The following is a 25,199-nucleotide window of genomic DNA, read 5'->3' as shown; positions in this document are numbered from 1 at the left end:
TTGTTTACAACAAATGTAAGAAAATTAATAGTTCTTATACTATGGTTAATAGTCCTTAGCATCCATCATTACTAATGCCTTTTACGATTTGAAATTCTAAAAATTACTACTTAGCATATTATTAAACTTCTTGAATTAAGCAAAATTTTACAAATACAAAATTGCGTATATTAGCTGATTGAACAACGTAAACTAACTATCATGAAAATTATCAAATATTTATTCTTCCTTTTACTGCTAGTTATCATAGGTGGGGTAATTTATATTGCAACCATTAACGGAAACTTTCAAGTAGAAGAAAGTAAAGTTATTGATGCCCCAGATGAACTTATTTTTAATACTATTAACGAATATAAAACTTGGGAGGCTTGGGGGCCTTGGATGGATAATAGTGATGATTTTATCATGAGCTACCCCGATCAAACTAGTGGTGAAGGTGCTTCGTATAGTTGGAAAAGTGAATCCAAAGGTGATGGAAGTATGAAAACGTTAAAAACTGCTCCTTTTAGCAGTATAGATCAATCCGTTACATTTATAACACCTGTGGGAGAAAGTACGAGTGATATCTATTGGAAATTAGAAAAAATTACTGGAAATAAAACTAAAGTAACTTGGGGAATGAAAGGGGAGCAATCGTTTATGGAAAAAGCGTTTTGGCTTACTCAAGATAGTACCGTCTCCTCAACGCTTCGTCCTATGTATAAAAAAGGATTAAAAAATCTTTCAGAATACCTTAAGGATCAAATGAAAGTATATTCTATAAATGTTGATGGTATAACCGAACATGGTGGTGGATTTTACATGTATAATGCAACCGCATCCTCTATCGCGTCCATACCTCAAAAAATGGCTCAGATGCTTCCAGCCGTAAAAGCGTATATGCGACAAAATAATTTGCCTCAAACGGGGATGCCGTTTACTTTATACAATGAATTTAATGAGGAACAAGGAACTGCCATTTTTTCAACTGCAATACCCACAAGAGATAAGGTAGTTACACCAAAAGAGAGTGCTGTACTTTGTGATTTCTTACCTCGACAAAAAGCTGTTAAAATAAGTTTGACAGGGGATTATATTAATTTAAAGGAGGCTTGGAATGCAGGATATACATATATCGCCGAAAATAATTTGGAAACTGAAACCAGTCCTGCTTTTGAAGTTTATAAAATTGATCCTGAATTACAACCGAACCCTGCAGAATGGGTCACAGAGATTTACATTCCTATAAAATAAATATACAGGCAGCTGTATTTTTAAGATCTACAGCTGCCTTTATTCAAACTTTTTAATGAAAAATGTTTTCCTAATTTTTATTGGGGGCGGCGCAGGAAGTGTACTGCGATTCTTGATAAGTAAACTGCTCAACAACTCTTGGTTCGATTTACCTTTAGGAACCTTTGTAGTTAATGTTGTAGGGAGTTTTTGTATTGGGATAATTCTAGGAGCTACCTTAAAAACAACGACCACAAATACTTCTCTTATTTTTTTACTTGCCACAGGCTTCTGCGGAGGTTTTACTACTTTTTCTACGTTTGCCTATGAAAATCAATACTTTTTAAAAAACGGTGATTTCAGCTCTTTTGCCATATACACTTTGGGTACAATTACAGTGGCAACTGCAGCCGTGTTTATAGGTGTGTTTTTAGCTAAATAATTCTGTTATACAATATCTTATACTATAGTTAAGTACAACTTATATAACTGATCAATTGAAAAGAATTTATTATAGAAATTATTAAACTAACGAATCATACCATAAGGCTTTAAATACAACCAAACTATCCTTTTGAATAACATGTTGATACTAAGAGCTCTTTTTTGAACTATAGCACATTTGATTTGTATCAATAAAATACCAATACAAAATGTGCTTATTAGTATCAAGCTAGTTGTTGACTATATACTTATCATTTTTTTTTACACCAGCCAATACTTCCAAATCAAGATGGTTCTCTTTTGGTGGCATAGGACAAGAATAGCGCTGATTATATGCACAATAGGGATTATATGCTGTATTAAAATCTATTAAAATCGTATCCCCTTCAGGAATTGTAAGATCAATATATCTACCGCCAATATAACTACTTATACCATTTGATAAATCGGTAAAAGGAAGAAATAGATACTCTTCATATTCTGCCTGCGTCTTTAATTCTTGATTTTGGTAAATATTTAATCGATATGGTATTTTGTTAATTTTAAAATGCACTTCGCCATATTTAACGTAAATAGACTCGCTTTCTGTACTTGTCTTCATCATGAATGGAGATTCAAATGGTGTACGCACAAATTTGGCTTTGATACTAAAAGCAGTGTTTATCTCAAAAAACTCCAACGCTTCAAATGAAGAAAGCTCCTTTTCGGGCAAGGGACTGGTGTCTTCAGAAATAAATTTTTTATTCAAATCATTTTGAAAAGATATGATTCGCTTGATAGCTATAGAATCTTGAGCCGATCCTATTATACCTATAAACAACATACTTATCAATACAATTTTATTCACGTCTTTTATTTTTTTTGCAAAAGTACAAACCATTAAAACATAACGAGTTAATATTATCAAAAATTATATGATTTATAGTAATTTTACTACTTTTTATTTTAACTCGAAGATAGTCACATTTTGAAAACATTATTAACAAAATATATTGAGTCATTCTCTGGACTATCTCGTGAAATCTGGTGGTTGGCATTAATTACATTAGTCAATCGTTCTGGTGCTATGGTAATTCCATTTTTATCCTTATATCTCACTGATGATCTTCATTTCAGTCTTCCTCAAGTTGGTTGGATCATGACCAGTTATGGTTTAGGATCTTTTGCAGGTGCTTGGCTTGGGGGTAAACTAAGTGTTATCGTAGGGTATTACAGAGTAATTTTAGGTTCTTTATTTCTTACAGGTATTGGCTTTATGGTGATTCAATATCTACAAAGTTTTTGGAGTATATGTTTTGGTTTCTTCCTATTAGTTTTGGTAGCAGATACAGCGCGCCCAGCATTTTTTTTAGCGTTGAGTGCTTACAGTAAACCAGAGAATAAAACACGATCTTTAACTTTAATTAGACTTGCTATTAATCTCGGCTTTTCTATGGGACCAGCTGTTGGTGGACTTATTATTGCAAGTGTTGGTTATTTTGGTTTGTTTTGGATCGACGGGATTACTTGCATAGTTGCGGGATGTCTTATGCTCTACACCCTTAATCCTAAAAGAACTAAAGAGGTAGATAAAGAAATTGTTGTAAAAAACCCGCTTCCTGCACATAAAGATTGGGTTTACATACTTTTTTTAATTTCCTTGGCTATCTTCGGATTTATTTTTGTTCAATATTTTTCAACAGTACCGCTATATTATAAGGAAATTTATAAATTGAGTGAAGAAAATATAGGATTGTTATTGGGGCTAAATGGTGGCTTAATTTTTATTTTTGAAATGCCATTAATAGCTTATCTCGAAAAAACGTCTCTTTCAAAATTAACACATGTAATAATTGGATCCGCATTAACCGGGTTAAGTTTTCTTTTATTGTTGATAAGCCCTTGGGCAGGTATACTGATAGTAGGAATGGCTGTGGCGACTCTAGGAGAAATGATATCATTTCCATTTGGCAATGCTTTTGCCCTAGAACGTGCTAAACTTGGTAAGCAGGGTGCATATATGGGTTTGTACAGTATGTCTTTCTCTATTGCTCATATTTTAGGTCACAATACGGGTATGCGTTTGATCGAGAATTTTGGGTATACTTTTACTTGGATTACAATGGCTCTACTAACGCTAGTAGCTATACTGTTACTATATATTATAGAATTAATTTTAAAGAGGCAGCGACATTAACTATGACAAAAAGAGTTCTATTATATTGACCTTTATAAGATTATTGTACTTGATGGGTAGAATTTTTATAGAATAATACTTTGGCGAGTAAAGAGATTATTAAGAAATCTAAGGTTACTATAAAAAGGATTCTTACCACCTCAACTCCCGTAAAATCAAAGCCTCCAAATCCAATTAGTCCTGTTATAATTGATGATATTAAAAAATGTATAGTGTATTTTTTCATGATTTAAATTTTATTCAAAAATCAAAAAAAAATAGCCAGACACCACATAACGTTATACTAATTAATAGAATATTAACCAGATAATCATAAAGTTAACAATAAGTGTGTTAAAATTTAACGATAAAATATTAAATGAAAAAGCGCTCATATGAGCGCTTTATTCTGATAGGGCAAATTATATACTCTCTTCAGTCGTTAGATTTGGGGTCTTCTTACCAATGTCCTCACATATAATCTGATCCTGATATTCATATTAGTTAAAACGTTACATTAAGTCGTCACATAACAAACAATTCTAATATCACATAAATACCTTTAACTTTTTGTATAACTTAAAGATAGGAAAATTATTCTTACACTTTGAATTTTTTATAAAAAAAATTCAAAATTAAAACGTTAATAAACATATTTTATCGACAAAATACACTTTTTATTCAAAATTCATACATATTTGTTTTCACAACTCATAGCTTATAATATTACTTTTATTTAAAAAACTATTACTTTTCTTTTAAAGTCGTCTAATAATAGGATTATTCTCTATTAGACTACTTAATATTATGTGCGTCTTAGCTTCTCCATATGTTATAAGACTATCAATAAATTCTTGAAGATGTATTTGATCTTTTAAAACGACCTCCATAATAATATTTTCATTCCCTGTAATACGATAACAGCTCAAAACCTCATCAAACTCTTTTACTTTTATTAAAAAAGGTTGCAATCGCCCCATAAAGGCTTTGAGGGTTATAATAGCTTTAAGTTGATAGCCAACCTTAAAGTAAGAAATTTGAGTACCATAACCCTTTATTATATCTTCATCTTCCATTCTCTTAATTCGCTCAGCGACAGCTGGAGAACTTAAACCTATTTCCCTCCCGATCTCTGCATTACTAATACGTGCATTTGCTTGTAAAAGCTTTAATATTTTCCAATTTACAGTGTCCACTACTCTTTTTAAGTTTAAAGGATTAAAAAATTACTTTATTAAGCAAAATAGCGATTTTACTTTAAATTCAATACCATACACCTGTTTAGATCTTGTATTTTTATATGCATCAAATATGAAAAACTCTTCTAGACATACAAAGCTATATAAAAAGGCTCACGATATTTTACAACTATCGAGACAAATAGCTTCATATCTCACACATGATTTTGTACCCTTAGAAAATGATGGAAGTGAAAACCCCCATATTTATTTTACTGGGGATATCATAAAACACTCGAATGGACTTTATCCAGAAATTTTAAAAGCCGAAAATCAAATTTTTCAAGAGGATCGAGTAAAATCTGCAAACACACTTTATAAGCTCACACAACGTCTAACCCATTCTTGTGAACGTTTAGAAAAAAGTAACAGTAATGGGAAAGATTTCATTATTTTACTTCGAAAAGAAATTAAAAAATTTCGTCGATTGCAACGTGGTTGGATGATGAACTTGTAATCTCAACTAATCTACCTAAAAAAAATTAAAGCCTTGTCTATTTTGTATAGACAAGGCTTTTTGTAAAGAAAATTTTGTACTACAAGTTTACATATTTCTTCGATATTGACCCCCAACCTCAAAGAGAGCTGCAGTTATTTGACCTAGAGAACATACTTTTGTAGCTTCCATCAATACTTCAAAAATATTTTCGTTATGAATTGCGGCATATTGTACTTTATCCAAAGCCTCTTTGGCCACAGATTCTTTTGCCTTTTGTAAATTTTTTAAAATTGTAATTTGGTATTGCTTTTCCTCTTCTGTAGCACGAATTACCTCTCCTGGTGTCACTGTAGGAGAACCTTTTGAACTTAAAAAAGTGTTTACACCAATTATCGGAAATTCACCATTATGCTTCAATGTTTCATAATATAAACTTTCTTCTTGTATTTTACTTCTTTGATACATGGTCTCCATGGCACCAAGTACACCGCCACGCTCAGTGATACGGTCAAATTCTGTCAATACTGCTTCTCCTACAAGATCGGTAAGCTCTTCGATTATAAAAGATCCTTGAATCGGATTTTCATTTTTTGCAAGACCTAATTCTTTATTAATGATTAATTGTATTGCCATAGCTCTACGAACGGACTCTTCGGTTGGTGTGGTAATAGCTTCATCATAAGCATTCGTATGTAATGAATTACAGTTATCGTAGATTGCATATAACGCTTGTAGGGTTGTACGAATATCATTAAAATCAATTTCTTGAGCATGCAGTGAACGTCCAGAAGTTTGAATGTGATATTTTAACATTTGTGCTCTAGAATTTGCGCCATATTTGTTTTTGAGTGCTTTTGCCCAAATTTTTCGCGCTACCCTGCCGATTACTGCATACTCAGGATCAATACCATTAGAGAAAAAGAACGATAAATTTGGTCCAAATTTATTAATATCCATCCCTCTACTCAAATAATACTCGACATAGGTAAATCCATTTGCTAAGGTTAGCGCTAATTGAGTAATTGGATTAGCTCCAGCTTCGGCTATATGATAACCCGAGATTGAGACCGAGTAAAAGTTACGAACCTGTTTTTCTATAAAATATTCTTGTACATCTCCCATAAGTCGCAATGCGAATTCGGTAGAAAAAATACAGGTATTTTGCGCTTGGTCTTCTTTTAAAATATCAGCTTGTACGGTTCCACGAACCACATTAAGAGTTTTTTCTTTAATCTCTTGATATACCTCTTTTGGTAGTACTTGATCTCCTGTAACACCTAATAAAAGTAAGCCTAGCCCATCATTCCCTTTTGGTAAATCTCCTTGATACTGTGGACGATCTACTTGCTTATCTTTATATATTTTTGAAATCTTAGCTTCAACCTCTTGTTCTAATCCATTTTCTTTAATATATTTTTCACAATTCTGATCGATTGCAGCGTTCATGAAAAATCCTAAAAGCATGGGTGCTGGACCGTTGATAGTCATACTCACAGATGTCATTGCGTGCGATAAGTCAAAACCAGAGTACAGTTTTTTAGCATCGTCCAAACAACAGATAGAAACTCCTGCATTTCCTATTTTTCCATAAATATCTGGACGCAAATCAGGGTCATTACCATATAATGTTACCGAATCGAAAGCTGTAGACAATCGTTTTGCTGGCATTCCTAAGCTTACATAATGAAATCTCCGATTTGTACGCTCGGGGCCTCCTTCACCTGCAAACATTCTTGTAGGATCCTCTCCTGTTCTTTTAAAAGGGTATAGTCCCGAAGCGTATGGAAACTCTCCTGGTACATTTTCTTGCAAACACCATCGTAAGATATCGCCCCATGCTTTGTACTTAGGCAATGCGACTTTGGGTATTTGACTGTGAGAAAGAGATTCTGTATGTGTTTCTATTTTTATCTCTTTATCGCGTACTTTAAACGAATATATAGGATCTTTATATCGCTGTACTTTTTGACCCCAATTAATTAAAATTTCCCAATTATAAGGATCAAGGTTAAGCTTAACTTTTTCAAACTGATCAAATAGTAGTGTTAAAAAAGAACGCGTTTCGTCTGTAACATGTGTCAATAGTAACTCCTGATTAACACCTGTTTTAGTGAGAAAATCATGATCTGAAATTTTTAAATCTATAACTGATAAAATAGTTTGCCCGATACCATATAAACGTTGTGCTACATCAACCTGAGTATTAACAACAGTATCATACGAACGATTACTCTCTGAAATCTCGGATAAATATCGTGTTCGACTTGGTGGAATCACAAATATCTTTTCTGACATTTCTTCAGAAATATGAAAATCTGATGCAAGTGATGCACCTGTTTTCTCGACAATTTTATCCATGATTGCCTTATACAGCGTATTCATTCCTGGATCATTAAACTGTGATGCAATGGTACCATATACTGGCAGATCATCTTGCGGTGTATCCCACAAATTATGATTACGCACATACTGTTTCTTTACATCTCGTAAAGCGTCTAGAGAACCTCTTTTATCAAACTTATTGATTGCTACCAGATCTGCAAAATCAAGCATATCAATTTTTTCTAACTGTGTTGCCGCACCAAATTCTGGTGTCATGACATATAGTGATGTATCACTGTGTTCAATTATTTCGGTATCCGACTGACCGATACCCGATGTCTCTAAGATAATTAGATCATATTCTGCGGCTTTAAGTACTTCGATAGCTTCGGCCACATATTTTGATAACGCAAGATTTGATTGTCTTGTTGCCAAAGAACGCATATATACTCTGGGAGAATTGATGGCATTCATTCTTATTCTATCCCCTAACAAAGCTCCGCCAGTTTTTCTTTTGGATGGATCAACCGATATGATTCCGATAGTTTTATCTTTAAAATCAATAAGAAAACGTCGCACTAATTCATCTACAAGCGATGATTTACCAGCTCCACCTGTACCAGTAATACCGAGCACTGGAGTTTTTGAGGTTTCATTTTTTATATGAATCTGGTCTAACGCCTTTTTTGCAGTTTCTGGAAAATTCTCGGCAGCAGAGATAACACGTGCTATAGCGCCTACCTCTTTGTTAGATAAATGATTTACCTCGCCGTTGAGACTCTCTCCAATAGGAAAATCTGATTGCATTACCAAATCATTTATCATTCCTTGCAGTCCAAGAGATCTACCATCATCTGGAGAATAGATTCGTGTAATACCATACTCCATTAATTCTTTTATCTCTTCTGGAAGTATAACGCCACCGCCGCCTCCAAAAATTTTTATATGTGTAGCTCCCTTTTCCTTAAGTAGGTCATACATATATTTAAAGTATTCATTATGCCCTCCTTGATAGGATGTCATTGCAATTGCATTAGCATCTTCTTGAATGGCACAATTAACTACTTCTTCAACACTGCGATCATGTCCTAAGTGAATTACTTCAACTCCTGTGGATTGTATAATACGTCGCATGATATTAATTGCTGCATCGTGACCGTCAAAAAGAGAAGCTGCGGTTACAATTCTAACTTTATTCTTAGGTTTATAGGGTGCTATTTGTTCCATCGATAAAAAATACTTGATTTGAAGCTTCAAATTTAAGAAATTCGCATCTATATAGTTCTTTTTTATAGAATATTATAAGAGTTAAATTGCATAAACTATACTTGTAATACTATCTTTTAAAAACCTATTACCAAATTGCCTATCAAATATTTTCAACTTAAATTATAATTGTACTAAAATCAATATCGCAACTTGCTATAAACATTCTTATAAAAGGTAGAGTTTATGCAAACCTTTATAATTTGTAGTATTGCTAGCATCAAATACCCAAAAAACTGAATCTATTTAAAGTATTAAAGATTACAAATTAGGTGTAAGCTGCTATTTTCTCATTAGTAATGTAACTGATAAATCCATGAATAATGCGATTGTTACTAGTTTTTACCACTTTAAAACAAAATGTATAACAAGAAAAACAGTAAATTTGAATTCTCAAATCGAACATGTTTATTTAAATTTATATTATGAAATCCTACTATTTTGCTTTACTACTGGTATTAACAAGTTGTGCAGAGCTTCAACAAGTCGTAAATAATCTACCTCAAACTGGAGTTATTGGAGTTAGTGATTTTGATATTGCTAATGGTTTACGACAGGCGCTTGATAAAGGTATTGATAAGCAAGTTACCAAATTGACCAAACAAGATGGATTTTATAAGAATCAATTGGTAAAGATCATACTTCCTACAGAGTTACAAAAAGTCGATAAAACCTTACGTGATATTGGTTTGAGTAAACTTGCTGATGAGGGGCTTAAAGTTTTAAACCGAGCAGCAGAGGATGCTGTAAAAGAAGCAACTCCTATATTTGTTAATGCTGTCAAACAAATTACTTTTGCAGACGCTCGACAAATTTTGGTAGGGTCTGATAATTCTGCTACTCAATATCTAGAAAGTAGAACCACGACCTCCCTGTATCAAAAATTTAGTCCAGTTATTAACTCTTCATTATCCAAAGTGGGTGCAGATAAGGTTTGGAATACTATTATTTCTCGATATAACACAATTCCTTTTACTAGCGATGTTAATCCAGATCTTACCGATTATGTTACCAAGCAAGCTTTGGATGGAGTGTACAAGATGATTGCGGTAGAAGAAAAGCAAATTAGAACTTCTTTACAGGCGAGAACCACGGACTTATTGAAGCGAGTATTTGCACTTCAAGATTAGATTAAAAAAAGGGATATACACAGACAAAAACACCTAAATTATCTTTGAAATACCTTTTTTGTGTTTCTTTTATATATTCTTAACGATGTTTTGTGAAAATTCTTACACAAGATAGAATAGCTTTGCATTAAAAGAATTTATAAGAAATGATTACTTGGCTCAAAAATAGAAATAGACTTCAGCGATTACGCAATAAATATTGTAGATTGATGAAAAACTCATTTGTAATCGCATTAAAGGATAAGCATAAAAGCGATCAGATTAATACTGAAGCTTGTGCCTTATTAAAAGAGATACGCCGATTAGAAAGTTTTGAGAATTTAACTACACAGCAACACTAAAACTGTTTAAAATCGACAGATAAAATCGACCGAGGTTCGATTAAAAACATCTGCACCCTCTACATTAACAACATGACCAGATTGCATAACAATGGTTAGAAAAGAGTTCGCATGCTCATTTACCACTTTTTTGACGGCTGGTAAAAAAAGGTAATCTTGTTCACCCATAACATATAGTGTAGGGATCGAAATATCCTTGGCTCTAAAAAATCGCAGTAACGGATTGATTTCTGATGTTAATTTAAACCACCTAATAAACTCTTTTTGATAAAGTTTCTTTGCTTCATTTACAAAAAGAATCCTAGACTGTTTATGGTTTTTGCGTGGCATTATAATAAATGCAAAAAACTTATACAAAACCAGATACGGTATGACCGACTTAAAAACGACTCCAAGCCTCATGAGTACTTGGGATCTAAAATTTAATTTGAGAATAGCGCCTCCCATAATCATGCTATCAACACGTTCTGGGTGACGTTCTGCCAAATTACGTATTAAAATGGTACCTAAGGATATCCCGACAAAGTGTGAGGATCTTATATTTTCCTTGTTAATAACCTCGACAATATCGTTTGTTATAACATCAAACGTATACTTTTCTTTAAAAGAATCTTTTAACACTGGTGCTGAATTGCCATGCCCTCGCAAATCTAATAGTAAAATATTAAAGTGTTTTTTAAACTCTCGCAATTGCTTAAACCATATTGAAGAACTCCCACCCGCACCATGGACAAAAGTGACCCACTTTTTACTTGTATTATGACGATAAATATTATAGTGAATCATAAAATACTATTAGAAAGCAAGATACTTGGTATTTTACTTTTGGCAAAAGTATTAACACATTCCTTTGATTTGTTTAGCCATGCCTTATTGTTTTTTGCAAAGATTTAAAGTAACTAAAAGCATACTGTAATCGAGAACCATACCATGAGAAATATTCACCATCTACTAATAATACTCGGGCAGATGGAAACTGAATTTTTAATTCATCGATATGTTTAATCGTAAAGGGATAAGGTTCTGAAGAAAGTAAAATAAGTTCTACATTCTTATAGTTAGTATCGGTTTCAATGTTAAGACAGGGATACCGCTCTGAACCTTCGTACTTATTTTTTAAATTATTTTCTTTTAACAATGATTGGATAAATGTAGATGTACCTGCAATCATCCATGGATTTTTCCAAATAAAATAAAGTACTGTCTTAGGGACAAATGACTGTACATACATTTTAAAATCTGTATGCTCTGCTCTAATTCGTTTAACAATCTCTGCAGCCTTTTCCTCTTTATCAAATAATACTCCATAGTCTGTTATCAATTGTAATGCTGATTTTAACGTTATAATATCTGAAACATGTACAGCATAGTCTTTCTCCAATGTTTCAACTATTTCTTTGGTATTTTCCTCCTTGTTACAAAGAATTATATCTGGCTTTAATTTTTGTATTTTCTCATAATTAATTTTTTTAGTTCCTCCCACGACAACCTTCTTTTTTCTGAGATCTTTGGGATGCACACAAAACTTAGTAATCCCTACTACCTGTGCTTTTAGTCCTAAATCGATAAGTAGTTCTGTTTGTGAAGGAACTAAAGATACAATAGTGGGTACGCTATGGTGCATCTTACCCCTACGCGATAACTGATCAATAAAAGTTTTCATAACGTTGAAAAAAAAGGCTTTCGGATTTTAATTATCTAATTTTTAACACTTTAAATTATTAAATTCCTACAAATATTAGTATATTCTTACTTTATTAATTTAAATCTTGGGGCTATGAATGCAATGTTACTTAATTTAGTACCGTATGGTTTACTTGCGTTTTTTGTATTTTTTATTATCTATGGATTAATTGGATATGTTAAATACGTGTTTAGAGCAAACAGACGTTAAGCAAATTACAGAAGCAGGAATTTATTACAATTAAATTCCTGCTTTTTTAATTAGAATAGTCTCCATTTGTTTTTGAAGAAGGCTCGCCTGTTCCCTAGCTGCTTCAGCAAAATCAGATTCCTTAGAAGCATATAAAATTCCGCGAGAGGAATTAATCAACAATCCAATTTGATCATTAAGTCCGTATTTACAAACTTCAAGTAAACTTCCGCCTTGAGCACCTACACCTGGCACCAATAAGAAGCTGTCTGGAATTATAGTTCTAATAGATTTTAAAAATTCTGCTTTGGTTGCACCTACTACATACATAAGATTTTGAGCATTCTTCCAAGTTTTAGATGTTTCTAATACCTTTTTATATAATTCAACACCCTCTACAGTCTTCGTTTGAAAATCATAGGCTCCTTGATTAGAAGTGAGTGCTAATAAAATGGTATGTTTATTCTCAAAGTCTAAAAACGGTTCTACAGAGTCTTTACCCATATAAGGTGCTACTGTAACCGAATCGAATGCTAAATCTTCAAAAAACGCTTTAGCGTACATGGTACTGGTATTACCTATATCTCCTCGTTTTGCATCTGCAATGGTAAATATCTCTGGATAATTTTGATTTAAATATGAAATAGTTTTTTGTAAAGACTGCCATCCTTTTAAACCATAGGCTTCATAAAAGGCTGTATTAGGCTTATAGGCAACAGCCAAGTGATGAGTTGCATCAATTATTGCTTTGTTAAACTCAAATATCGGATCTTGGTTGTCCAATAAATATTTCGGAATTTTGGCTAAATCTACATCCAAACCAATACAGAGAAAGGATTGTTTTTTGTGAATTTGATCAATTAAATGTTGTGTGGTCATTGTGATAGATGCTATAGTGACTAATTGTTTATTTTATGAACTTGAAGTAACGTATTCTTTTAAATAACTGTATCTATCAGTTAATTTACCCTCTTGGGTCATACGGGCGCGTTCCAAAATACCATTGCTATCATTGTTAAAAAATGCTGGCAATACGTTATCTATAAACATTTGACCAAAACCTTCACTGGCATCTTTTGGTAATTCACATGGTAAATTATCGACAGCCATTACAGCAATTGCTCTTGTATTTTTGAAATTTATCTCTGTACCGCTATCCGGATCAAACCCATAAATAGGTTCTGCAATAGTTGAAGAGCGAATAGTAGTTGCGATAGGACCGTTGATATCACACGATATATCTGCAACTACTTTAATGTTGAAATGTGTGGAAGCTACATCCTCTTTGGTATAAAAAACAGGTGCCCCTTCTCCGTAAAAATGACCTGCAATAAACATATCACTGACCTTTGTAAATCGTAAAAAATCATTTTTATAGTGCTCTGGGTTTTTATAAAAATCAAATTTATCTATCAGTTTGCTATCATCATTCTTTTTCACATACTCCTCTACATCGAGTTGCACATATACGGGTTCTTTAAAGGTTTGATTAAGAAATTGATTAACGGTAACTTCTCGCAATGACATAGCATCCAATATTTCTTTGGCTCCATTACCCACTTTACCCTTACCTGTAAGTACAATTTTTATGGCAGGTAGGTTGATTTGCAAAAGTGCATTAACCAGTGCAGGTTGATCATCTAATTCATTAGCTTTTGGCAATGTAAAATCTTCTGTTTTGAGTCCCCAAGTTCGCACTGCATTGTATGCTCCAACAATACCAGCATAACGCCCAAAACCTATCAGCCTAAAACCTTGTTGATTCGTTATCACTTCGTGATCGTATAGCTCTATTTTTTTTTTGAGAATCGTACGTAGTAACTCTCTATTATAAGGCTGTTTTTTGATTGTATGAGAAAAAAAGAAATATTTTTTATTGGGAAGCAGTGCTTCTTTTGGTACTTCTTTTACACCGATTAAGACATCGCATTGCGAAATGTCTTGAGTTACTTCAAATCCTGCATTTTTATATTCTTGATCAGAAAACACGCGAATGTTAGAACTCTCAACTATAAACCGCGCTTCGGGAAACTGTTTTTTTGCCATAGCTAAATGCTGCGGAGAGAAGACAACGCGACGATCTGGCGGATTTTTACGTTCCTTAATAATTCCGAATGTAATCATATAATTTGGTATGTATTTTGTTTATTTAATTATGAGGTTAAAGATATGACAATTATGACTATCTTTGCCAACTCTTTTTTACTGTTAAAGAGGGAGTTTATTGGGGTCGACTGGTTTTGACAGCGAGACTAATGAGATGGTAAGCACGTCGAGCGCTGGGATATAGCTCGTAAATATCATATTTCAACTTTTTTAAACGGCGAGAATAACTACGCCCTAGCTGCATAATCTGAATTTTAGTAGGATAATGCCTCGGTCTACAAGGTAGACAAGCAGGATACTCTTCAAAAGCCTTGGTTTATGGCGTTTGGTTTTGAGTATCGTAAAAATAAACCTAGAAACCAAAGGATCTTGATTTGGTTTTGAAATTAATTGAGAATAAGCTGTGCGTTGGTAGTTTTTGACCGGCAAGCAGACGAAAATCTAAACAAAAACTAAGCGTGTAGAAAGCTATTTGATTACTTGTTTGGACGAGGGTTCGAATCCCTCCGACTCCACTACAAACCTGCCACTTGGCAGGTTTTTGTTTTTTCGGGGGATTCGGCCAATGCGCCATCTGGCTCCTTCACTAAAAATGTCCACAGGACCTTTTTTAACTCTCGGCCCTCTCCTACTATTAGAACAACTCCTAACATCACATAAATTATAATCTCGCTTTGAAAGGATTCGGTTTTTTCTTTTTCCTTGTCTTTTTGAGACTCAATTAACCTACGGGTTTCTTCTTTAAATTCGTTTGTTGATCAAGTAATTCTAATTGATCTGATTAATTTGTCTTTCTATTCAAAAATTGAATTTTATACTTTGAATCAATATGGTCTTATATAAACTTCCCATCTCTATATAAAAAAGATAGGAAGTTTATTTAAATAATCTATTCTTTCAGCAATTTAGTTATAATGATAGCATCGTCTTTAGCGTACACTTTGACAAAATATATGCCTGGGAGTAAGTTATTCATATCAAGTTTTGCAGTAACTTGTTTTTCATGTAGAGATCTAGACGCAACTTCTTGACCATCAAAACTGTATATTTTCACCTGATATGCTAAAAAAGACAGGTCTTTCAAATACACCACATCTCTAACTGGATTTGGATATATAGAAATTTTTGCTTTTCTCATTTCCTGGGGGAACAACTTTCTAGCGAGTTTGTTATTACTGGTTGTAATTACCAATTCAGGTTTTATAGTTCCTTCTTTTGACCAGAAACTCACATCATCCCCTGAAAATTGCTCTACAATTAAACTCAATTTATCACCAACGGTAATACTATTAAGGTTCCAAATATAAGTCCCATTTACAGTATATGTAGTATTTTTTGAAGCTAACAAATTTTCTTTACTTGGTTTATTGCTATTAGAAAGATTAAATTCTGTCCAATTAGTACTATTTCCCAGATATACGTTAATATTGCCGTTTCCAGAATCAGAATCCACAGTAAGCTTGAGTTCAGCACTGCTTACATCTCCATTAATCGTGCTTAGATCAAACATTAAATAGCTTGTCCTTTTACCTGTTTCTACTCTAACATTTGCAGTATTGAATCTTGTACTACCTTGTAGGTAAACATCATGTATAGGAGCATGGTTGGTTTTAATAGATTGATTGTTTTGCACAGTTAATATGAAAAAAGCTTCTGATGTATTACCTTCATTGTCTGTAGCCACTGCCTTTAAATTATAATTTCCTGCCACAAGATTTGATAATATTACATCATTTTGATCGAGATTTTCTGTTCCCCATTTATAGGGAGCTACACCTTCCTGTCTCACCAATATATCATTGATATATAGTTTAACATTCACTATAGTCCCATCACTATCTGAAGCATTCACGATCACTCCTAGGTCATCTCCTTGATCAAATTGGTTATTAGTTGGACTTTGAAAACTAACAGTTGGTGGCGTAGTATTCTTTACTGCACTAAAGTCATTTTTAGTACAGGGCAATGCAAGTGCATTATAATTACCAATTCCGTTCCATCTAAAAAAAACATTCGTTCTACCATTTCCTCCTTTAGCTCTCAATTTCACATACACATCTCCGTTACTAGCTATAAAATACGCAAGATCTTTTGAAGCCTCTATTTCGGCTTTAGATGTTAGTTTCTTAATGTTGGATCCGCTCACTTTAAATCCACTAAGTTTTCCAAACCCCTTAAAATTCACTAAAGTTAGATCACCTGGATCTCCCCGATACCAAATAAGCTGTATTTTTTTACTACTTGGAATTTTAGACAAGTAATAATTATATGTAAATCCTTCGTTGACAAATAGTCCTGCTTTATAGGTTCCTTTAGTCGATCCTGATTCGTATAAACAAGCATTATCTGTACCTGGTTTTGTTCGTACTATCGATATGGCTGGATCATTCCCCATTCCTTGTAACCATAAGTTCCCAAGGTAATAATCTGATCGAGCCATATTTTTCCAGGAGGGATGTCTGTATTCATGTCCATCTCTATAAAAAGAAACATCCCTAACCAGTGTGGTATGGGCTTTGCCTAAGAATCCGCCATCATAATCCTTAAAACCTAATGCTACCTTTCTAGGACGAGCGTTAGGGGCTAATTTTACAAATGTAAATGGAAAGGGTTCTGAAAATCCTTTGGTAGTTCCTTTAAAAATAGGATTCAAATTTTCGGTAGCACCCACTCCTTCTTTCTGTTGCATCATTTTAGCGTTTTCGAGGTTCCAACCTTCGAAATGACAATCGATATGTCTTCCTGGACCATCATAAAACTTATAGAATTCTCGCGTGCCTTTGAAAACACCCAGACTTGTATCTACATTAAAAAGACTATTCTCAATGGTAATGTCAGATGCAAGCATCGTAATGGTTTTGTTATCAGTGAAAATACAGTTTCTGTACACCACTTTTGTAGGATCCCCCTTAACACCTAACCCACTATATATGGCTTGATCATTTCCATAAAACAAACCGTTTTGTATATATTGGTCAGTTCGTATATCCCATCCAAAATTAGTTTTTATAGAATGATTATCGTTTAATTGATCAAAAACGTCCCAACCATTCATACAGGTATGTGCTACAAAACCATCAAATTTACCTAGTGGTTCCTTCCAAACGACCATTCGATTATAATAAGAAAGATTTCTAGAGTCAAACATAGGACCTTTTTCAGGAAAGGCAAACCAGAATCCTGTTCCTTCTGTACCTGCTGCTACATTATTCTCAAAATAGTTATTTGGATTGGTAATCCAGTATGAAGCTGGCGTTCTGTTTTGAAGAGTATTAAATTGATTATCAGAAGGTGTAACTTCTTCTCCTTTTTTTGGACGCCTAGTTACAAAAATTACATTATTTTTTATGGAATTAAAACGTTCGCCTCCATCTTCAAAAAATATACCGTGACCAATATGATCATAAGCAAATATACCATCTACTGTTACATAGTCTGTACCATGAATGGTTACCGCTCTATTAAATGATCTGTGTACGCTACTATTTCTTAAATAGCTGCCTTTTGCTTTGTCCTCGTTTAAATGCCAGTGAAATGGATACCTCCCTAAAATTCCTTTTTGGCCCATTTTGTAAAGTTCTACATGCGCTACATGCGCAATAGAATTCTTCATAAGCATAATGTGACCTCCATAACCATTGGTTTCATTAGCACCATTCATTTTCCCCTGAATTTTTATATAATGAGATAGTAAACCCACTTCACCCTGTATATTCACCTTCCATGTTTTTCCATCTCTAGCTCTGGTATAAGACTTTGATCCTCCTATATGTTTATGTTTCAAAGGTGTTTTTAAGGTAAGCGTTCTTTTATCCCTACTAATGGCTGTGATTACAGCTTCATCAACATTATTCCAAGCCTTTGATCGTCCACTGGCTAACCCTGTAGCAGTTAACGCAATTTTATCTCCAACTTCCCAATCAACAGCATTGATCAAAGTAATTTGTGTAGCTCCGACATTGGCAGTAACGGCAAGGTTTGTCCAACTCTTTCTATTTTTTCCATGTAGTTCTAGACTACCTCCACCCATTACCATGATGCCTTTATGTGATGCTGGAGCATTATTAAACTTATCTCCTTTTAAAGTTATTACGCATTTTTCTTTTGCAGCATAGGGTCGAGATATTGTACCTATTTCAAATTTTCCAGAAATTATAATACTTTGAGTTTCTAGATTAATCCAAGCATCATTATTTTTCCAATTGATAGCATTTACTACACCATTGACCTTAATGGTCCTTGCTCGGCATGTTCCTGCTAGAGTTATTTTTCTACCCACAGGAATTACTACATCATCATTTATTGTGGGGAGTTTACCGTTAGGCCAAATACGAGGTTGATTCCAAAGTCCATCGGCCACAGGTTGTAGGGTGGTTAAATTATTGGACGAAGTACACTCAATAGTCGATGTAATTTTGAATGGGATATTATTGTATACTTTATCAATCGTAAAAGACAAAACTATTTTAAAGGATAGAATTGAAAAAAGTAACGCAATTAAAAACTGATAATTTTTACACACTTTTATATCAAAACCCATTTGATTTTTTGAGAAATTTATCATGATTTATGTATATTAACATTTTAATCTTCGCATAAAAATTCTTGATGTATCAGACTGATTCATCTATGTATTAGATTTCTAAAATTTGTAAAATTCCATCGGAAAACTGTATTATTTTCCGATGGAACTTGAACTATAATTACTTTTTTATAAAATGTAGTGACGTATTTACATCCTTACCTTTTATTTTTAAAATATAACTTCCCACATCTAACGTTTCTACTGGTAATTGATATTCATTTACCTCTTTGACATTTTTGTGTAAAACCACTTGTCCAATTAAACTTAATACTTGAATTGATACTTCCTTATTTTTAATACCTTTAATTAACAAAATACCGTTCTCAACTGGATTTGGATATAATTTTATGTTCAGAAGATTTTCTTTTGGAATAGAAACTTTTTTTAAGATTTTTAAACAGGAAGGTGGAGTAGCCGAATTACTAAAATAAAGCATAAAATCCTTATCTTTTGATTCCATAATAAAATTATCACCATCCTTTGTTACCCAATATTCCCCATCTAATCCTACAATATCAGTATTGATTAAAGTAACCTCAGGTTGAGCATTCTTTAACTGATAACTCATTATATTAGAGAGATTCATGTGCAAATTATGAATTTTACCATCTGTATTAATCGCAAATTTATAAAGCGTATTATACACAGGATCCCAATGAATTGTAAGTTCTTTGAAATTATTTAGGCCCAGAACTTCTTTTCCTGCAAAGTGAACATTTGTATATGAACTATTATTCATAGCAGGGATACCTTTGGTATTTGGCATATTAAAAGAACAGCCTCTATTGTTACCACTCTCATCATTACTTACTAGTGTTATGTTTTCAGATGGGTCTATAATAGAGCTTATAGGATTACTAATTAAAACCTCAGTTACAACTTTTAAAGTAAAAGTAGTCTCCGCCGTTGCTCCATCATTATCTGTAGCTACAGCTGTTATGATATGGTTACCTACAGACAAACCTAATAACTCTCCAACATTATTGCCTCTTCCCCACTTGTACGGAGCTGTACTCTCTTGACGAACTAATCTGTCATCAACAAATAATTTGACGTTACTTATCGAACCATCACTATCAGATGCGTCTACCTCTAGTTCAAAATTTGTATATCCTTCTTGAATTGTAGTATTCTCTGACAAAAGAGCAAATGATACGATTGGAGCTTGATTCTCATCTAAATTAGAGGTCTTTTTAGTTATTAGTAGCACCCAGTCTTTATTACCATTATTTGGGGCGTTTCCAAGAGGTCTTTTACCCCCACCATTAATAGTTGTGACAGAACCATCGACAAGGTTACCACCATTGCGAGGGTCATACCATTTTACAGTATAACTACCTCTCTGACCTATTAGATTAAGACTCGTACTACCTCCCTCCTTTAAATACACGACGTAGGCTTCTCCTTGTTTTGCATAACAATAGCTGCTAGCATTGGAAGACAAAGAATTATTATTTTTCATTTGTGTTAAAGGAAGTTCTGCTATATCAAAAAATCGAATCGCATAGCGAGGATAGTCCCACCATTTATCACGACTTCTAAAATCCTGCAGAGTAAGATCAGAATGTTCTTGTAAATAACCAAAATACCACTCATTTCCCCATCCACCTGCAAGTAAAGTACCCCACAGTGCATTTTTTCTTCCATCAATGTGCGAATTTCCTGGATTATTATCTGGGCGAAGCGCCTGACCGGCATCACCAGGTTCATCACAAGCAATCGCCCATTTTTTACCTTCACTTTTAGATTTATCTACCCCTTCTTTTACTTTACCAAAAACGCTACTAAAATTAGGTTGATTGGTCTGTAAGGAAAACCCTGTTAGTTTTGATTGATTGCCAAGTAAATGATCTGGAAAATCATTTGGATATGTATGGATAACAATATGATGTTTATAAGGATCATTTTTATAAAAATACGCTGCCATAGCTTTTTGTTGCTCTGGTGATTGATTTATAGGTTGCGGTCCAACCCCATTTTCCTCGCCAAGATTCCAGTTTAAAGCTAAATTATAACCAAATCTAGCTATTAATTCTCTGTAATACAGTTTGCGTTGTACACCTGTATTTCCTCCATCTAGTAATGATTCATTTTCGGTTTCTTGGGTTTTAAAATGTGCAAAAATTCCATTCTTTTGCATATGCTCAACTACGATAGCCCATTGCGAAAGTTTTGATACATCCATTCGCGTACGTTGATTACTACTCACATATGGGTATACATTTTCATCATCACCATCAATATTCATGGTAAGAAAAGACATAGAATTTAATCCTTCACTAGCAACATAGTTAACAGCACCGATCAATCCTTTACCTTTTCCATTTTTCCAAGTAGGATTACCAGAATTCCAATCTCTTATGTGTGGTCGATAATCTTTTCTTCTATTTCCTACGTTGGGTGTGTTGTCAAAATCATTATAAGCAAATAAATTTTCAGGTGAATCAGGTCCTTGTTTTATCATATACTCACCTGTTTCAGCGAAACGCAAATAATGTTCGCCTACATATTGTAAACGACCTTTTGCTCTAAAATCTCTTCCGGATTTGTCTGAAGTATTGATTTTAAAAGATCCGATTTCTCCATCCATAAAACCAGCAACAGTTCCTACTGTTTTGTTTTCATTTACCGCTATGTTTCTTCCTTTTCTAAATGAAACTTTGTAATTCCAAGTTCCTGTCTTATCGGGAGCAAAATGAACTCTCCATTTATTACCACTAGTTGCAGAAGTTTGAGCCGCATTTCCGTCGGCAGCATAGTATCCTGGAACTACGTAAGAAGGGGACCCGCTTTGATGTGTAAATGTCACATTTAATCGATAATTTAAAAATGGATTATCAGCGGCAGTTTCTGAAGTATTGGGACCATTAAAGGTTAATACTACGTTGTGCCATTTTTTGAGCTCTCCAGTTATAGTGGCCTTGCTATTATTTTGCCCATTGTTTTGGCATTTAGTTTCTTCAAGAGATATGATGGTAGCATTTACACTGGATTTATTTAATGTTACACGATCTACAACATGGTGTTTGGAGCGACCCGATATTAGCATTGTGTATACACCGGGGCTATCAAATTCAATAAAAATATCATGAGGATCTTTATCACTTGTTTTTGTAGTCCAGGTCCAATTCGTAGTACCCGTTGAATATACTTTGAAATATCCTTGGCCACCCGCACCTTCTGGATTGGGTGTTAGACCTGACCCTTTGGGATAAATTTTTTCACTTCCTTTTTGGGCATAAAAAGCGTCAGCATCTGGAAATTTTAACCACGTATCATTAGCTTCTGTAGCACTTTCTCCTTCTCCTACTTTTGATCTCCATTGAAACTTATATCGTCCAGGAGAATTTATTTTAATTTTAGCGTTTATCAAACCATTACCAGGAGCATTAAAATGATTAGGCCCTGTCCATTCTAGATAACCACTTCCTGTAAACCCTGATATAGTATTTTTTTTATTCCAGTCTCCCAGAATGGAAAGATTTTCAGCTTCGATAACGACTAGGCCATCTTTTTCTTCGTAGATATCACAATTATTACCTTCATTGATAGAAAATGATATAGTGTCTTGTCCGATAACTCCATCAATATTAGTAACTACAACCCTTACTGTATAGCTACCTGTTCTCAAATTAGTTAAAGGGTGATCTGTATAATTGCTTCCATCAGTATCAACCAAATTATCATTAATATACACTTGGTGCTTGACTATGCGACTATCATTATCATCTGTATTGATCTTTACTGATAAGCCCTGACTATTTTTATATACACTATTGTCATTTGGACTTGTGATAATTATCTTAGGAGCTCTATTAATTACGGTTTCAGTTTCTTTCTTTATTTTATATCGAAATGAGGTATTATTTTGATATTTAATATCTATTTCTCGAGCCTGAGAAGGCTGATTAGACAAAAATACTATACATGCAATAAGCGAGAATAGCATAGAATGCTTGTGTTTTTTCATGTTTTAATTGTTAAGTTTATACATAGGTTTAGGTGACCAAGCGATTTAATTAATCATGTAACTGTTGATCTTTATTGGTCTTAAATTTGTGTTTAAAACATTGCAATTCAATCAAAACACTTTTATAATGTGAAAAGATCAAAATTTGCAATTTCTTTGAAGTCTTTGAGACTGTTTTTAAGTAGTAAAGACTTTAGCTCTTAGTTGAGAAAAATTCTTTGTTGAAAACAATTCATTGGGGTTATATTTCTTTTATAAATTTAGTTTTCAATGTTTTTTTATCAGTAAAGTATACTTTCAAAAAATACAAACCTGCTTCAAGGTTTTGAACATTTAATTCAGTCTGAAACTGTTCTTTATTTATTCTTTTAGTGATAATTTCTTTTCCTTGAAAATCATAAATATTTACTTTATCAATTGTAGAAAAAGTGTTTGAAATATGTAGAACATTTTTTACAGGATTAGGATGAACAATTAAATTTAACTCATCAACCAAAGAAGTTTTGCTAGATTTACTTAAACATGAAGGCGCTGTCAAAGAATTATTAAAGTAGAGAGAAAACTCTCGGCTTTTTGATACGAGTATAAAATTATCATCGTCTTTTGCTACCCAATAAGCGCCATCTAATCCAGCAACGCCTGTATTCGTTAAAGTAATTTCTGGATTAGCATTTTTTAACTGAAAAGACATTGTTTCAACAAAACTTATATACCACCTTGGGAAACCATCCTTAGTTTTGACAGCGAATTTGTGCAGGCTATCATTAAAAGGGTCCCAATTAATAGAAAACTCTCTCAAATTATCAAGGTTCGGACCATTATTCCCTAGTACATGAACATTAGTATATGATACATTATCCATTGCTGGGATACCGCTAATAATCGGTGTTGCAAAAGAGCAATCTTGAGTATTATCGTTGTCATTGTTACTTGTTACTATTAAGTTAAAAGTTTTTTGTGTTATTGCTCCTTTATTATCAATTGCTACTGCCTTAACCGTATAAGTGCCCGATGATAATCCATTTAATTCATTAGGGTTTGAACTGTTACTATCTCCCCACTCGTATGGTGCTTGATTGTCCTTTCTTACGAATGTGTCATCAAGATACAGGGTTACTTCAGCGATAGATCCATCGGGATCTTCGGCGTCTACGTTAACCCGAAGATTGTAGCCTTCTTTAACAAAAAGATTTGATACTGGTGTTGTAAAAGAAACTATTGGAGGTAAATTAATATCTACTTCATCTATAATCGAATCATATCCTATCCTACCAGTAGCTACTACAAAATCATCAAACAGCACCAATTCATCATTATTTGCCCACCAAGAACTATTACTACTTCCTCCAAAAAAAGTTGAGAAATAAAAGTGGTTCATTAAAAGACCTACATCATCACTGCTTACAATAAAGTCATCGACGTTATAAAAACCTGCTGCTTTAATACCATCAATCCATCCTTCCATTATTCCATCATCATTTCCTAGCGTATTTAGTTTATAATGCATCTCTATATGATGCCATTTATTTCTATTAAATTTAACTTGTCCTACAGGTTGATTATTCCACCAGATCCTTGTTTGTTGATTAATTTGCGTATTATAATGTGGGTAAAACTCTATTTTACCTTCTTCTCTCCACATCAACCGAAGAGACATATCCTTGCCATTTAATCTGCCTCCAGGTCCTGGAATTTTACCGCCTTTAACAAAATCAAAATTTCCCAGAAATTTCACCCAGAAACTCACATATAATTCTCTATATCCCTCTCCGGTGGGTGAATTAGAAACATCGAAAAATATCTTGCCATTGATACCACTATCAGAGGGTGTAGATTTGTCTTTTGGAAACTTGACCTCCAAACAATTTCCAGAACCCCTATCGCTAGGAATACTTCTCAATAATCCCTCATCACATCCGTTACAAGAATTGAACTTTAACAGTGTTTTGGATTGTTTTTTATTAATAGATCCTATTCTAATATGATCAAAATCATTTTTATAAATAATGCTTTGTGCTAAGGTATCGAGTATTATAAATAAAAAAAATATAGCAGTAAGCGTTCTATTGTTGCTAGTAAACATAGCCTTATGATTTGTAGTGAAAACCAGGTGATATG

At 33.5% G+C, this 25,199-nt stretch carries 17 protein-coding genes and 1 other RNA gene; 7 read left to right on the top strand and 11 right to left on the bottom strand.

Translation table 11 applies throughout. The features are described from left to right. Positions 1–201 precede the first annotated feature (201 nt). Together ACE939_RS01665 and crcB are read left to right on the top strand one after the other, a co-directional pair. Positions 202–1,233, top strand: a complete 1,032-nt coding sequence (locus tag ACE939_RS01665; RefSeq protein WP_378187040.1) for a GyrI-like domain-containing protein — start codon at positions 202–204, stop codon at positions 1,231–1,233. Positions 1,234–1,288: 55 nt separating this feature from the next. Continuing rightward, entirely contained in the window at positions 1,289–1,654 is a 366-nt protein-coding gene (gene crcB, locus ACE939_RS01660) for a fluoride efflux transporter CrcB (protein WP_378187039.1), read from the top strand. A 231-nt stretch (positions 1,655–1,885) separates the two neighbouring features. Here crcB and ACE939_RS01655 read toward each other — a convergent pair whose 3' ends face one another. Beyond that, the gene (locus ACE939_RS01655; protein WP_378187038.1) at positions 1,886–2,503 is read right to left on the bottom strand and encodes a DUF1684 domain-containing protein; all 618 of its coding nucleotides are present in this window, start codon (positions 2,501–2,503) and stop codon (positions 1,886–1,888) included. 120 nt (positions 2,504–2,623) lie between these two features. Between ACE939_RS01655 and ACE939_RS01650 the strand changes: the two genes are divergently transcribed. Continuing rightward, complete coding sequence (locus ACE939_RS01650) at positions 2,624–3,832, top strand: MFS transporter (protein ID WP_378187037.1); 1,209 nt, start codon at positions 2,624–2,626, stop codon at positions 3,830–3,832. 40 nt (positions 3,833–3,872) lie between these two features. Here the strand turns inward: ACE939_RS01650 and ACE939_RS01645 are convergent, their stop codons facing one another. After that, positions 3,873–4,058, bottom strand: a complete 186-nt coding sequence (locus tag ACE939_RS01645) for a DUF1328 domain-containing protein (RefSeq protein ID WP_378187036.1) — start codon at positions 4,056–4,058, stop codon at positions 3,873–3,875. Between the two features lie 511 nt (positions 4,059–4,569). Continuing rightward, on the bottom strand, positions 4,570–5,007 hold the full coding sequence (locus tag ACE939_RS01640; RefSeq protein WP_378187035.1) for an Lrp/AsnC family transcriptional regulator: 438 nt from the start codon (positions 5,005–5,007) through the stop codon (positions 4,570–4,572). Positions 5,008–5,122: 115 nt separating this feature from the next. On the opposite strand from ACE939_RS01640, the gene ACE939_RS01635 reads away from it, so the two are divergent. Next, positions 5,123–5,506, top strand: a complete 384-nt coding sequence (locus tag ACE939_RS01635; protein WP_378187034.1) for a hypothetical protein — start codon at positions 5,123–5,125, stop codon at positions 5,504–5,506. Between the two features lie 87 nt (positions 5,507–5,593). Here the strand turns inward: ACE939_RS01635 and ACE939_RS01630 are convergent, their stop codons facing one another. Then, the gene (locus ACE939_RS01630; RefSeq protein WP_378187033.1) at positions 5,594–9,037 is read right to left on the bottom strand and encodes a methylmalonyl-CoA mutase family protein; all 3,444 of its coding nucleotides are present in this window, start codon (positions 9,035–9,037) and stop codon (positions 5,594–5,596) included. Positions 9,038–9,501: 464 nt separating this feature from the next. Here ACE939_RS01630 and ACE939_RS01625 point away from each other — a divergent pair, with 464 nt between their 5' ends. Both ACE939_RS01625 and ACE939_RS01620 read left to right on the top strand, forming a co-directional pair. After that, on the top strand, positions 9,502–10,206 hold the full coding sequence (locus ACE939_RS01625; protein ID WP_378187031.1) for a DUF4197 domain-containing protein: 705 nt from the start codon (positions 9,502–9,504) through the stop codon (positions 10,204–10,206). A gap of 146 nt (positions 10,207–10,352) precedes the next feature. Continuing rightward, on the top strand, positions 10,353–10,547 hold the full coding sequence (locus ACE939_RS01620; RefSeq protein ID WP_378187030.1) for a Lacal_2735 family protein: 195 nt from the start codon (positions 10,353–10,355) through the stop codon (positions 10,545–10,547). A 6-nt stretch (positions 10,548–10,553) separates the two neighbouring features. Here ACE939_RS01620 and ACE939_RS01615 read toward each other — a convergent pair whose 3' ends face one another. From ACE939_RS01615 to ACE939_RS01600, 4 genes are all read right to left on the bottom strand, one after another. Then, entirely contained in the window at positions 10,554–11,333 is a 780-nt protein-coding gene (locus ACE939_RS01615) for an alpha/beta fold hydrolase (protein ID WP_378187029.1), read from the bottom strand. A 73-nt stretch (positions 11,334–11,406) separates the two neighbouring features. Then, positions 11,407–12,210: an ABC transporter substrate-binding protein gene (locus ACE939_RS01610; RefSeq protein WP_378187027.1), complete on the bottom strand. Its 804-nt coding sequence runs from the start codon at positions 12,208–12,210 to the stop codon at positions 11,407–11,409. A 261-nt stretch (positions 12,211–12,471) separates the two neighbouring features. After that, a complete protein-coding gene (gene pyrF, locus ACE939_RS01605; protein WP_378187026.1) occupies positions 12,472–13,299 on the bottom strand; it encodes an orotidine-5'-phosphate decarboxylase in 828 nt (275 codons plus the stop codon). A 33-nt stretch (positions 13,300–13,332) separates the two neighbouring features. After that, on the bottom strand, positions 13,333–14,541 hold the full coding sequence (locus tag ACE939_RS01600; protein WP_378188405.1) for an NAD(P)-dependent oxidoreductase: 1,209 nt from the start codon (positions 14,539–14,541) through the stop codon (positions 13,333–13,335). Between the two features lie 105 nt (positions 14,542–14,646). On the opposite strand from ACE939_RS01600, the gene ssrA reads away from it, so the two are divergent. Beyond that, positions 14,647–15,044: a transfer-messenger RNA gene (ssrA, locus tag ACE939_RS01595) on the top strand. 371 nt (positions 15,045–15,415) lie between these two features. On the opposite strand, the gene ACE939_RS01590 is transcribed toward ssrA, so the two are convergent. From ACE939_RS01590 to ACE939_RS01580, 3 genes are all read right to left on the bottom strand, one after another. After that, positions 15,416–19,090 carry a G8 domain-containing protein gene (locus tag ACE939_RS01590; RefSeq protein ID WP_378187025.1) on the bottom strand — a complete coding sequence of 1,225 codons (3,675 nt, stop codon included), beginning with the start codon at positions 19,088–19,090 and terminating at the stop codon, positions 15,416–15,418. Positions 19,091–19,229: 139 nt separating this feature from the next. Next, on the bottom strand, positions 19,230–23,081 hold the full coding sequence (locus ACE939_RS01585) for a DUF5060 domain-containing protein (RefSeq protein ID WP_378187024.1): 3,852 nt from the start codon (positions 23,079–23,081) through the stop codon (positions 19,230–19,232). Between the two features lie 241 nt (positions 23,082–23,322). Beyond that, entirely contained in the window at positions 23,323–25,164 is a 1,842-nt protein-coding gene (locus ACE939_RS01580; RefSeq protein WP_378187022.1) for a polysaccharide lyase, read from the bottom strand. Positions 25,165–25,199: the final 35 nt, after the last annotated feature.

This window comes from Aquimarina rhodophyticola, from assembly GCF_042434915.1.
Classification (GTDB): Bacteria; Bacteroidota; Bacteroidia; order Flavobacteriales; family Flavobacteriaceae; genus Aquimarina.
The sequence above is the reverse complement of the archived record's forward strand: the minus strand, read 5'-3'. Positions and strand labels throughout refer to the sequence as shown.

Coding starts and splice junctions, on each gene's coding strand:
- ACE939_RS01665 (WP_378187040.1), top strand. CDS start 202: ATGAAAATTATCAAATATTTATTCTTCCTTTTACTGCTAGTTATCATA.
- crcB (WP_378187039.1), top strand. CDS start 1,289: ATGAAAAATGTTTTCCTAATTTTTATTGGGGGCGGCGCAGGAAGTGTA.
- ACE939_RS01645 (WP_378187036.1), bottom strand. CDS start 4,058: ATGAAAAAATACACTATACATTTTTTAATATCATCAATTATAACAGGA.
- ACE939_RS01635 (WP_378187034.1), top strand. CDS start 5,123: ATGAAAAACTCTTCTAGACATACAAAGCTATATAAAAAGGCTCACGAT.
- ACE939_RS01630 (WP_378187033.1), bottom strand. CDS start 9,037: ATGGAACAAATAGCACCCTATAAACCTAAGAATAAAGTTAGAATTGTA.
- ACE939_RS01625 (WP_378187031.1), top strand. CDS start 9,502: ATGAAATCCTACTATTTTGCTTTACTACTGGTATTAACAAGTTGTGCA.
- ACE939_RS01620 (WP_378187030.1), top strand. CDS start 10,353: ATGATTACTTGGCTCAAAAATAGAAATAGACTTCAGCGATTACGCAAT.
- ACE939_RS01615 (WP_378187029.1), bottom strand. CDS start 11,333: ATGATTCACTATAATATTTATCGTCATAATACAAGTAAAAAGTGGGTC.
- ACE939_RS01610 (WP_378187027.1), bottom strand. CDS start 12,210: ATGAAAACTTTTATTGATCAGTTATCGCGTAGGGGTAAGATGCACCAT.
- pyrF (WP_378187026.1), bottom strand. CDS start 13,299: ATGACCACACAACATTTAATTGATCAAATTCACAAAAAACAATCCTTT.
- ACE939_RS01590 (WP_378187025.1), bottom strand. CDS start 19,090: ATGATAAATTTCTCAAAAAATCAAATGGGTTTTGATATAAAAGTGTGT.
- ACE939_RS01585 (WP_378187024.1), bottom strand. CDS start 23,081: ATGAAAAAACACAAGCATTCTATGCTATTCTCGCTTATTGCATGTATA.
- ACE939_RS01580 (WP_378187022.1), bottom strand. CDS start 25,164: ATGTTTACTAGCAACAATAGAACGCTTACTGCTATATTTTTTTTATTT.